Source organism: Streptomyces sp. NPDC057654 (assembly GCF_042800135.1).
Taxonomy (GTDB): Bacteria; Actinomycetota; Actinomycetes; order Streptomycetales; family Streptomycetaceae; genus Streptomyces.
The window spans coordinates 1-11,121 of the sequence record NZ_JBHVHQ010000215.1 but is presented as its reverse complement, the minus strand read 5'-3'; the positions used below and the strand labels follow the sequence as shown (position 1 = coordinate 11,121).

Here is an 11,121-nt window from a genome sequence, read left to right as displayed (position 1 = left end):
GGTCCCTTTACACATTCTCGCTACGGGAAGTCGCCAAGTGTCGCTCACGATCGGAATCGTCGGCCTGCCGAATGTCGGCAAGTCGACCCTTTTCAACGCCCTGACCAAGAACGACGTGCTGGCGGCCAACTACCCGTTCGCCACCATCGAGCCCAACGTCGGCGTCGTCGGCGTCCCCGACCCGCGCCTCACCAAGCTCGCCGAGATCTTCAGCTCCCAGAAGATCCTGCCCGCGACGGTCGACTTCGTCGACATCGCCGGCATCGTGCGGGGCGCCTCGGAGGGCGAGGGCCTGGGCAACAAGTTCCTCGCGAACATCCGCGAGTCCGACGCGATCTGCCAGGTCATCCGCGCCTTCAAGGACGAGAACGTCGTCCATGTGGACGGCAAGGTCTCCCCGAAGGACGACATCGAGACCATCAACACCGAGCTGATCCTCGCCGACCTCCAGACGATCGAGAAGGTGCTTCCCCGCCTCCAGAAGGAGTCGCGGATCAAGAAGGACATCGCGCCGAAGGTCAAGGCGGTCGAGGAGGCCAAGGAGATCCTGGAGCGGGGCGACACCCTCTTCTCCCAGGGCATCGTCCAGGGCTCGGAGCGCACGGAGCTCCTGCACGACCTGCACCTCCTGACCACCAAGCCCTTCCTCTACGTCTTCAACGTCGACGAGGACGAGCTGACCGACGACGACTTCAAGGCCGAGCAGCGCGCCCTGGTCGCCCCCGCCGAAGCGATCTTCCTCAACGCCAAGCTGGAGGCGGACCTCGCCGAGCTCGACGACGAGGAGGCCCTGGAGCTCCTCCAGTCCGTAGGCCAGGAAGAACCCGGCCTCGCCACCCTCGCCCACGTAGGCTTCCGCACCCTCGGCCTCCAGACCTACCTCACCGCCGGCCCCAAGGAATCCCGCGCCTGGACCATCCCCCAGGGCGCCTCCGCCCCCGAAGCCGCCGGAGTCATCCACACCGACTTCCAAAAGGGCTTCATCAAGGCCGAGGTCATCTCCTTCGAGGACCTGGTCGAAACGGGCTCGGTCGCAGAGGCCCGCGCGAAGGGCAAGGCGCGTATGGAGGGCAAGGAGTATGTGATGCAGGACGGAGACGTGGTGGAATTCCGCTTCAATGTTTAGGCGTAATTCCCTAATATCCCTGTAGTTGGATATGCAGGCCAGGAAGGGCCCGATTCGTCGGAGCCGAATCCCTGACCCATGCCCGCGATGGGAAAGCGCTGGGAAGATGCGCCACCCTCCTTTCGTACCGATGCGGCGCACGCGCGTCGAGCGGTTTTCGCCCGATAGTTCGCCCGAGATTCCACTGCTTGGAAATGTCAAGCTTTCCGCAGGTTACAGGTTGCCGGGCTGCGCGTACACGATCGCCAACTATAATCTCGCGACTCTATGCTTGCCGGTGAGTCGCCTTGAGGCGGTGAGCAAGGAGCGAATCAAGAGGCTTATCGACGGCGCGATGCAGAGTTAAAGACACGGATGCCAGCTCTTGAGTCAGGGACGTGAGTGGAGCCGCCGTTGTCAGGAGGATTCTCGGTCGCTTCCTGGCTTCGGTCCCACGTAGGCAAGCCGGAAGACCTTTCGCTCGGGCACAAGACGGAAGTACAAGCGTCCCTTACCCGGTGTCATACGTCCGTGCCAGGAGAAGACTTCTGACGCCCGGGCCGATGCAGGATCCGTGAACGTGCACAGGTGGCGTCGGCTCTGGGACTCCGGGGTGATGTGAGGGTTCCGCCAGTCCGGTTCCGGGGAGCGGGAGAGGTCCCAGTGGTCGGCGGCCGTCGTTTGAAGTTCGGCGAGGAGCTTGCGCACAGGCCGAAACCATTTCACATCAAGTCGCATCAGGTCACGGTCGAAGCGAGGCAGCCGTTCCAGGGAGGGGAAGAACTCATCCCAAACGGCAAGGAGCTCTGTCGGACTACTCAAAGTGTGGAGGCCTGTGTCGCGCGCCCAGAGCTCGTGTTCGTCGGCCTCGACCGGGGCGGAGCAGTGGCGGACGCGGTCCTTGTCATGCTCGATGTCGTTCTCACCGAGACGCTGAATGTCGACGATGAGCCACGAGGTTGCCCACTTCGGCGTTACAGGAAGGCTGATGGCGAGGCCGTCCATGAGATGGGCTGCACCAATGCCCTTCGCGGGCAGGCCGTCATGCAGATACTCGGCCTCGGATGGTTCATGGCCGGCTTCTTCGAGTACGCAATCGAAGGGGGAGCGTCGGTTGCGCAGGGCCAGCAGATAGCGGTGCCGATCGCGGTTGCGTGGTGAGGCGTTTACCCACTGCTGGTAGACATAGCCGCGGGCGAGCTCGGCGCTCGGCAACGGGCTTTGTGTTGTCAAGGACAAGCTCTGCCAAGAGCTGAGACGCTTAAGGGTGTCCACAAAGGAAGCCATGGCCTCGTCGATACATCTCGGGTCGGCCTCTGAGGCGCAGGACAACTCGTTCAGAAACAGCGAAAGCGGCACTACGCCCCCAATTGCGCTTCAGATCATCAAGTCGAGCATGGCCTCGGATGGGATCGCATGTCAGTCGAGGAGCTGTTCCAAGGAGTTTTCCCACTCGTCGAAGAATCCCTTCGGCCAGTCGGAGAGCATTCCGTCCGGTCCCATTGACGGGCTGATTACTTCGGCGGTCTGTCCATTGCGGCGGAAAAAGTGTACGGCGGTCGCAGATGCGGGGATGCGGCCGTCCTTGACAGCGAGGCGTAGCCCGTTGAGCACGTGGTCGGAGTGGGTCTCCAGGACGATCTGTGCACCTGCCGAGACAGCGGCGACGGCGAGGTAGGCGAGCCAGGTCTGACCCTGGGGATGGAGGTGGGCCTCAGGATTCTCAAGCAGGATCAACGAGCCGGGTTGCGCGGCCACGCAGGCGACGACGATCGGCAGTGCGTACGTGAGGCCGAAGCCGACGTTGGTCGGCCGGTAGCGGTTGGACGCTGAAACGCCTGAACCGAAGCCGTAACTGAGACGAACGGTGTCGGTGCCGTGGATGCCGACGGTCTCGATGTTCACGCCGGGGCACAGTCGCTGCATCCAGTAGTCCGTTGCCTCGCGGAGCGAAGTAGAGGGCATCTCCGGTAGTTGCAGTGATTTGGCGGTGATGGTGTCGTCCTGATGTGCGCGCAGGAAGTTGACGGTGTGCTCGCCTCGGGCACCAAGGAAGCTACGGCGGACAGCCGCGTCATGGGAGCGTGGGTAGCTCACGTCGGGGACGATGCGGTCTGCCTTGAGGTACTGGAAGCCGTGGCCGAAGAGGGACGGCAGATCGCGCGTAGCCCAGGACGTGGGGCCCGACGGGGCTTCTAGGAGGCCGAGAAGGTCGTCTTCGCGGCCATATCGGGCCCGCCAGGCATAGCGGATCTCGTCCTTGACGACTGCCAGGGTGATATCTGGATCTTCCTCTGTGTATGACTCGTGGCGTACATCTTGGCCGGTACCCAACCTCACGAGCTCACCGTTGAGGAGGAAGCCGCCCGACTCGTCTGCCTCGTCCAAGAGCCCCGCTTCGTGTGACTGTCGGAGCAAGGCCAAGGACTGCAGGACCGTGCTCTTGCCGGATGAGTTGAGTCCGGTGAGGAGAGTGAAGGCCGCCAGATCGACATCCTGGCATGCGAAGGCTTTGAAGTTGGTTATGCCGATGCGCTCAAGCATCCTTTAGTACCTCCTGGAACATCTCGTCCAGCATCCGAAATCGGAGTTTGACCTTGCCGGCGTCACCTGTTCCTGCGGATACGGCGTTGAAGAAGTCAGTGTTCCCCATCAGGCCAAGAAACCCCTCCTCCACCTGTGTCTGCCGAGTGGAGAGGGCTCGGATCTGCTCCTTCGAGTAGTGGGACAGGGTGACTGCTTGCGACTCAAAGAGGGCTTTGTTGACAGGGTTGCGGCGGGTGTAGTCACGGAACCGCTTCCGGAAAGCGTGCTGACCAAAGACCGCAAGCCCGGCATGCATGGAATCCTTGAATGTGGTGCTGAGTATTTTGAGTTGGAGATGATCGAGGCGGTTGAGTGCGTGCATCGCCTTGCGCAGGAAGCCGTCGAAATCTTGCCCAGCGTACTCTTCTGGGGGGGTGAGGGAGAAGGCGAGAAACCGCAGACACATCTCCCTGTCCGACATGCGCTCCGACGACACGCTATGTGCAGTAGCCACCTGAAACGCTTCCGAACGGGCTAGACCGGCGAGGAAATCGCGAGCCTGGCCAGGGATGAGAGCGTGGCGCAGCTCCTGACGGGTGAGGGGTCGGCCGCCGGTGTTGATACGCGCGAAAATGTTGAACTTGACTTCTTCTGGCGTTCCGCGCCGGATTAGGAGGACCACCAACTCTGTTTCCTCTATGCGGGTTTGGAGACGTCCCGGGAGGTCGTTGAATGTGTAGTTGTTGTACTCGGTGAGGTATTCCAGGCCGGTCAGTCGTAGTGGCTCGGCGGCGATGGTCTCAGGTGCCACAAACCGGGCGATCGTGGATAGCCGCTGCACGCCGTCCACGACGGCCCAGGTGTCCTCGTCACCTTCAGCGGCGTAAAGGGTGGGCAGTGTGATGCGCAGCAGCAACGACTCGATGAGGCGGCTCTGTGCCTGTCGCGTCCAAATCCCCGCGCGACGCTGGAAGTCCGGGGCGAGGTCAATGGTGTCACGCCGGATTCTGTTGAGGAGAAGGGCGACCGTGGGGTTGCGTGTCTGGACCTCGATCAGGTCGGGATCGAATGGGCTGTCGATCCGCTCTCCGATGTCCTCGGTCTCGACGTCAGTGCTGAAACCGGCGTCGTCCAGCTCAACGCTGATCTTTGCTTGAGCAGCGGGCATTGAGACGTCGAAGAGGCCTTCAGGCATGGGAAGTGGGTGCTGCCTCTCTGCGTCGTCGCTCACGATTCGTCATCCTCGGGGTGCATGGTAGCCAGTGTGTGGCTGTCCGTGGGTGGCGTTTCAGCGGATGGCGCTGGAGGTCGCCGGCGCTCGGCAGTGATCTCAGCATCTTGCCAGGCTTGGAGGTTGACCAGCGCGGTGAACGCCTCAGCCTCATAGAACAGGGTGGTGACACGGGCACGAGGCTGGCCCGTGTCACTGTGGCGGTGCCGGACGAGCGGCTCCGGTTTGCCGAGTTCAGTGGGGCTATCAGGGCTCTGCGGCACCGTACTCATATGAGTGGCGTCCCTTCCGCCTGGTCGGTTTTCATGCAATAGCCTCAAACGCAAGCCGCGGTTTGACAGGATATTCCTACATAGATTCGACTGTGCGTTGCTCTTTTCCGTACAGACGGCACCGGCGAGGTACAGAAATTTTAGGCGCTTTCGGTGGGCCTGAAGCACGCATGGTCTCGCTCCCGGATGCTATTGGCAATGTTACTTCCGCCGCGGAGGCAAAGCCTCACCGCGGTCGGGTGGGTGCTGGAACCGGTGCCGGGTTGCCGTGGCCAGTGGATTGGTGTCGACTGCGGTGAACCACGGACGGAGCGGTCATGGGCTGGGACGAAGTGACCATGCTGGGACAACTCCGGGAGGGCTCGTGCCCGATTGCGTTTCCACAGATGGAAGCCCTGAGTCGGTCATTCCGTTTCGATGCGGTAGCTGAATTTTTCGATCGACAAACAGACAGGCCAAAGTGGTGCTGACGCCTCCGCCTCTGTCTCCGTGCTGGCTTGATGCTGACCTGGGCCGCAGGTCTCAGCCGGACTGGCGTGGGGTGAGGCCGTCCAGGTCGAGGCAGATGTCGAATGGCACGGACCGCGTGAGCGTGTCGCGGAAGATGCCTGCTGGTGCGTATGAGCCGGTTGGCTCGTCGAGTTCGTAGACGTAGACGTAGACGTGGACGGCGGGGACGCCCTTCTCGTCTTCGACGCACCAGTAGTGCCGGATGCCGGCCTCGGCGTACTTGCGCAGTTTGACGGTGCGGTCGCGGTGGGCCGGCTCCGGGGAGACGACCTCGATGGCGAGCTGGACGTCCTCGGGGGCGTACCAAGTGCGGTCCGCGTCATACGGGGCGGTGGTGAGCAGCAGGTCCGGCTCGGGGCGGTTGCGGGCGTCGAGGCGGATGGTCATTTCTCGCTCGACTTCGATGTCGACGGGGGCCTGGGCCATGAGCGCCACCGTGAGGTCGGTGACGAGCCGGCCGTGCCACGATCGCTGCGGGGACCCCATGAAGATGAGTGCTCCGTCGATCAGTTCCGTGTGGCGGGGCGCTTCGGGCAGGTGGTCCAAGTCCTCCGCGAACCAGCCCTCCGCCCGCGGTGGGCGCATCCAGTCGGGCAGTGCGGTCATGGGGCAACCCTAGCGATCGCGGGCACCCCGAGGGAGGCGCGGACGGTACGTTGCCTCGAACCGTCCGCAGGAAGGTGTGGCATGGCCGTAACCGTCGGTGAGGCTCGCAAGAGCCTTTGCTCGTTGATCAGAAAGGTCAACGACGACCACGAAGCAGTCGAGATCGTCTCGCGGCACGGGAACGCCGTGCTCGTCTCGGCTGAGGACTTCGCCGCCATGCGCGAGGGGGCGTACCTTCTGCGCTCGCCGGCGAACGCGCGCCGTCTGCTCAAGGCGTACGAGAGCGCGTCGTCCCGTCTCCGCGCCTCGGAGTGCGGGCGGGGCGCGGCGCCGAGGCTGTGCTGAGCCGCTGCCCTTCGCATGTGTGCGCAACGAGGGGCGGGCTCACCGCCGGTCCCGACCGCGTGGAAAATCAGGCGCTGACCGGGGGGAAACGTGCGAGGCTCTGGGGAGCGTCTAGTTCAGGAGGAGCTCATGGCCGCAGAGGGATCTGCTCAGGACAAGCCTGAGGATGAGATGAAGCGGAAGTTCCGGGAGGCGCTGGAGCGTAAGCGGGGGGCTCGGGGGGATGGGGCCTCCGGGGGTGCGGGGGTCAGTTCCTCCAAGATTCATGGGGCGCACGGCCCCGCCAGTACTCAGCGTTCCTTCCGGCGGAAGAGCGGTGGCTGAGTCATCGGCGTTATCGGAATCGTCGGTTTGTTTTAGCGCGGAAAACAACCCCCGCCCTTTTTCGGGCGGGGGTTCTGAGTGCGCCGAACAGAATTCGGCGCACCCTTTCACGCTGTCTGTCAGACCTTCTCGAAGATCCACTTCTGGTGCTGTTCCCCGACCCACGCCGGGAGAATCAGCTGCGTGCTCTGCTGCCCGCTCGGGAGGTCGACGACCCCGTCCTGATACGGGAAGTGGATCCGGTACAGACCGCCGCCCGCGGGCTCGATCGACCACAGCACGTAGGTGTTCTGAACCGCGATCGACGGCGGGTACTGCCGGGTGCTACCCAGGTTCAGGTAGATGTCGCCCAGCTTGCTCTTGATGATGTACTCGTTGGCCTGGTTGACCGACTCTAGCTCCCACTGCTGGTTGTCCCCCTTGTGGTAGGGGTAACCAATAATCGGCGTGTTGGGACGCTTGTCGCTGCCACTCACATCGATGACCCGGTCGTCATACGCGGCGTTCTTGATGGCGTACGTTCCGGGTTCAATGATCGGTGCCACTGGGCCTCCAACCAGAGACGGGATGATGGTCTTTCCGACCCCGCTCACCGTAGGAGGAAAGCACTTCCCGCGAAACAGGTACTTTCAGCCGAAGGCCGCCGATCGAATTTCCCGGACCATCGGCGTGGCCGACAAGTCGTTTCACATTCCGGCCATGAGACGGAATGAGGGCTCTGGTATTTCTTCTGTCCTGTGTCATCGCCCATGCCGCATTGCGTTTCGCGGTTCTTTTTTGTTCTCGCGGGCTTGGTGGGGGGCGTGGGGTGGTCCTCGTCGCCCGGCCCTGCGCCCCGTCGGGCAGGGGGCGCCCGTCCCTCCTCGAATTACGCCTCCCCGACCTGCAATTCACTACATCTAGTGAATCCTTGGCCTTAAGTTGCGGCTCACAACCGACGGTTGCCAAGCTGTTGCGGACTGTCAAGCTGTTGGGAGTGGACGTGGCCTTCGGTGACCAGCCCGCATACCTCCGCGTCGCCGGGGATCTTCGGCAGAAGATCGTCGCCGGGGAGTTGCCGCCGCACACCCGGCTCCCCTCGCAGGCCCGCATTCGCGAGGAGTACGGCGTCTCCGACACCGTCGCACTCGAAGCCCGCAAGGTGCTGATGGCCGAAGGGCTCGTCGAAGGCCGCTCCGGCTCCGGTACGTACGTACGCGAGCAACCCGTGCCGCGCCGGCTCTCGCGCGGCGGCTACCGCGCGCTCGGCGACTCCACGCCCTTCCGTCAGGAGCAGGCCGACGAGCGCGTCAAGGGCACCTGGGAGTCGCGCAGCGGGCAGGAGGGCGCCGACGCCGCCGTCGCCGGGCGGCTGCGGATCGCGGCCGGCGAGCGCGTCATGCGCACCGACTACCTCTTCCGTGCCGTCGGCGAGCCCGCCATGCTCTCCACCTCCTGGGAGCCCCTCGCCCTCACCGGCCGCACGCCCGTGATGCTGCCCGAAGAAGGGCCGCTGGCCGGCCGCGGCGTCGTCGAGCGCATGGCCGCCATCGATCTCGTCGTCGACAACGTCGTGGAAGAGGTCGGCGCCCGGCCCGGCCTCGCCGAGGAGGCGCTCGCCCTGGGCGGCGTCCCCGGGCACTCCGTGCTCGTCGTCTCCCGCACCTACTTCGCCGGCGGCTGCCCCGTCGAGACCGCCGACGTGGTCGTCCTCGCCGAGCGCTATCGCGTCTCCTATCACCTGCCGGTCAAGTAGGGGTCCCGCCCGGCCTTGTCCGCTCCGGTGCGTCGGTTATCGGCCAACCTTCTTGGCTTTCCCGGGCCTTGGTCTGTTGGGTCTGTCGCGTCTCTTCGCAGGTCAGGCGTCTCGCCGCGCACTCTTGCGGCCTTCCTCCACGGGTCTGCACCAAGATGCTGAAGTGCACCGCTATCACCCCTTTTGCGCCGATATCGCGACGACTCCCCTTGTGTTGCAAACCTCACATACGCCCAGGTCAGGGCCCTGTCGCGGATTTTCCTCCCCGTCATCGCTCATAGGATGGCGCGGTTTGCGTCCTGCCGTGGGAGAGAACGAAGAAAAGGAGATCCGGGGCTTGAGTACCGAGCAGGGTTCCCACTCGAATTACCGCCGCACGCTCGGACCGGTGGCCCTGACGGCCGTCGGTCTCGGGTCGATCATCGGCTCCGGCTGGCTCTTCGGCGCCGAGCGGGCCGCCGCCATCGCCGGGCCCGCCGCCATCCTGGCCTGGGTCATCGGCGCCGCGGTCGCGCTGACCATCGCGCTGACCTATACCGAGCTCGGCTCGATGTTCCCGAAGGCCGGCGGCATGGTCCGGTACGGGCAGTACTCGCACGGCTCGCTGGCCGGGTACCTCGCCGCCTGGGCCAACTGGATCGCGATCGTCTCCGTCATACCCGGGGAGGCCACGGCCTCCGTCCAGTACATGAGCTCCTGGGACTTCTCCTGGGCCGCCGGTCTCTACAACGGCAAGGAGCTGACCGGCAGCGGCGTCGCGCTCGCCAGCGTCCTGCTCGTCTTCTACTTCTTCCTCAACTGGTTCGCCATCACGCTGTTCGCCAAGACGAACAACGCGATCACCGTCTTCAAGGTCGTCGTCCCGATCCTGACCGCGGGCGCGCTGATGCTGGCGCACTTCGACACCAGCAACGTCAAGGACAACGGCGGCTTCACGCCGAACGGCTGGAGCGCGGTCTTCACCGCCGTCGCCGTCTCCGGCATCGTCTGGGCGTACAACGGCTTCCAGTCCCCGCTGAACATGGCGGGCGAGGCACGCAATCCCGGCAAGTCGCTGCCCAAGGCCGTCATCGGCTCGATCGTCATCGCGCTGGTGATCTACGTCGCGTTGCAGATCGCCTTCCTGATGGCCGTCCCCGCCGCCGACCTGAGCGACGCGGGCAGCTGGGCCCACCTCTCGTACAACTCCCCGCTCGCCGACCTCTCCCTGGCCTGGGGCCTGAACTGGCTGGCGATGCTGCTGTACGCGGACGCCTTCATCTCCCCGTCCGGTACGGGCATGATCTACGCGGCCACCACCTCGCGCATGATCCACGGCGTGCAGGAGAACGGCCACCTGCCGGGCATCTTCGGCAAGGTCGACCCCAAGACCGGCGTTCCGCGCCCGGCGCTCGTGCTCAACCTCGTCGTCGCCTTCCTCTTTCTGGCCGTTTTCCGCGGCTGGGGCTCGCTGGCCGAGATCGTGTCGGTCGCGACCGTCATCTCCTACATCACCGGCCCTGTCGCCGTGATGTCGCTGCGCCGCCTCGCGCCGGGCCTCAACCGCCCGGTCAAGCTGCGCATCATGCCGGTCCTCGCGCCCATCGCGATGGTCTTCGGCTCGCTGGTCCTCTACTGGGGCCGCTGGCCGCTCACCGGCAAGGTCATCCTGATCATGGCCGTCGGCCTGCCCGTCTGGGCCTGGTACGAGCTGCGCAAGCCGTGGGCCGAGCTGAAGCCGCACCTGAAGGCGGGCGCCTGGATGGTGGCGTACCTTGTCGTCATGGCCTGCGTCTCATGGGCCGGCGGTACCGACTTCGGCGGCCAGGGGTACCTGGCCGAGGGCTGGGACATCGTCACCGTCGTCCTGATCGGCCTCGCCTTCTACGTGTGGGGCGTGCGCAGCGCGTGGCGGAACCCCTCCCTCGTGGCCGTCGAGCAGGAAATGGCCGACGCTGAGGCCGCTGCGGCGGTTGAGGCCGACGCGGCCGAGCGGGACGGTCTCGAAGGCACCGCCTCCGGTGGCCGGATGAATGCCTCTTCGTGAATTCCCGTATCCGCTGAGTAAAGGTCGGGCGTAGGCTCGGGCATATGCGGATTGCGGTTTCGTCATGAGGTGTCGAGGGGCGTACGCCGGTGTGCGCCGCGGCGGAAGGGCGGGGCTATGAGTGACGGCGATCCGACCCTGCCCTGGCTGGTCGTCCGGCAGGACGACAACGGCAACCGCTACCGCGTGGGCCGTTACGCCACCAGGTCGGAGGCCGAGCAGGTCATCGACCGGCTCGGCGTGTACGGGCAGGAGAGGCTCTACATCGTCGAACGGGTCGGCCGCGCGGTCTCCTAGAGCGCGCGGACCGAGGGCGTGCGGACCGGGGCGCGCGGGTTTCCGCCCTCCCGGTTTATAGGCTCCGTCCATGACTACGGTGCGTGTGGTGGTAGGCGGAGCGGTGCTCGACCAGGGGCGGCTGCTCGCCGCCCGGCGCAGCGC

At 64.8% G+C, this 11,121-nt stretch carries 11 protein-coding genes; 6 read left to right on the top strand and 5 right to left on the bottom strand.

All coding sequences use genetic code 11. The features are described 5' to 3' along the window. The first annotated feature begins 37 nt into the window (after positions 1–37). A complete protein-coding gene (gene ychF / locus ACFU99_RS18160) occupies positions 38–1,126 on the top strand; it encodes a redox-regulated ATPase YchF (RefSeq protein ID WP_384392766.1) in 1,089 nt (362 codons plus the stop codon). A gap of 396 nt (positions 1,127–1,522) precedes the next feature. Here ychF and ACFU99_RS18155 read toward each other — a convergent pair whose 3' ends face one another. The 4 genes from ACFU99_RS18155 to ACFU99_RS18140 all read right to left on the bottom strand — a co-directional run bounded on the left by ACFU99_RS18155 (position 1,523) and on the right by ACFU99_RS18140 (position 6,250). After that, a complete protein-coding gene (locus tag ACFU99_RS18155; RefSeq protein ID WP_384392762.1) occupies positions 1,523–2,392 on the bottom strand; it encodes a hypothetical protein in 870 nt (289 codons plus the stop codon). 132 nt (positions 2,393–2,524) lie between these two features. Continuing rightward, positions 2,525–3,649 (bottom strand): DUF3696 domain-containing protein, encoded by a 1,125-nt coding sequence (locus ACFU99_RS18150; protein ID WP_384392759.1) that lies wholly within the window; start codon positions 3,647–3,649, stop codon positions 2,525–2,527. After that, on the bottom strand, positions 3,642–4,862 hold the full coding sequence (locus ACFU99_RS18145) for a DUF262 domain-containing protein (RefSeq protein ID WP_384392757.1): 1,221 nt from the start codon (positions 4,860–4,862) through the stop codon (positions 3,642–3,644). Before ACFU99_RS18145 ends, ACFU99_RS18150 begins: the two co-directional genes overlap by 8 nt. A gap of 794 nt (positions 4,863–5,656) precedes the next feature. Beyond that, entirely contained in the window at positions 5,657–6,250 is a 594-nt protein-coding gene (locus ACFU99_RS18140; protein WP_384392754.1) for a Uma2 family endonuclease, read from the bottom strand. A gap of 81 nt (positions 6,251–6,331) precedes the next feature. Between ACFU99_RS18140 and ACFU99_RS18135 the strand changes: the two genes are divergently transcribed. Beyond that, a complete protein-coding gene (locus tag ACFU99_RS18135; protein WP_384392751.1) occupies positions 6,332–6,595 on the top strand; it encodes a type II toxin-antitoxin system Phd/YefM family antitoxin in 264 nt (87 codons plus the stop codon). 129 nt (positions 6,596–6,724) lie between these two features. Then, on the top strand, positions 6,725–6,919 hold the full coding sequence (locus ACFU99_RS18130) for a DUF5302 domain-containing protein (protein ID WP_384392748.1): 195 nt from the start codon (positions 6,725–6,727) through the stop codon (positions 6,917–6,919). Between the two features lie 119 nt (positions 6,920–7,038). Here ACFU99_RS18130 and ACFU99_RS18125 read toward each other — a convergent pair whose 3' ends face one another. Then, on the bottom strand, positions 7,039–7,464 hold the full coding sequence (locus tag ACFU99_RS18125) for an RICIN domain-containing protein (protein WP_384392745.1): 426 nt from the start codon (positions 7,462–7,464) through the stop codon (positions 7,039–7,041). A gap of 437 nt (positions 7,465–7,901) precedes the next feature. Between ACFU99_RS18125 and ACFU99_RS18120 the strand changes: the two genes are divergently transcribed. The 3 genes from ACFU99_RS18120 to ACFU99_RS18110 all read left to right on the top strand — a co-directional run bounded on the left by ACFU99_RS18120 (position 7,902) and on the right by ACFU99_RS18110 (position 10,977). Continuing rightward, the gene (locus tag ACFU99_RS18120; protein ID WP_384392743.1) at positions 7,902–8,654 is read left to right on the top strand and encodes a GntR family transcriptional regulator; all 753 of its coding nucleotides are present in this window, start codon (positions 7,902–7,904) and stop codon (positions 8,652–8,654) included. 337 nt (positions 8,655–8,991) lie between these two features. Next, on the top strand, positions 8,992–10,680 hold the full coding sequence (locus ACFU99_RS18115; protein ID WP_384392740.1) for an APC family permease: 1,689 nt from the start codon (positions 8,992–8,994) through the stop codon (positions 10,678–10,680). Positions 10,681–10,797: 117 nt separating this feature from the next. Next, complete coding sequence (locus ACFU99_RS18110) at positions 10,798–10,977, top strand: SPOR domain-containing protein (protein WP_384392737.1); 180 nt, start codon at positions 10,798–10,800, stop codon at positions 10,975–10,977. The last annotated feature ends 144 nt before the right edge of the window (positions 10,978–11,121 follow it).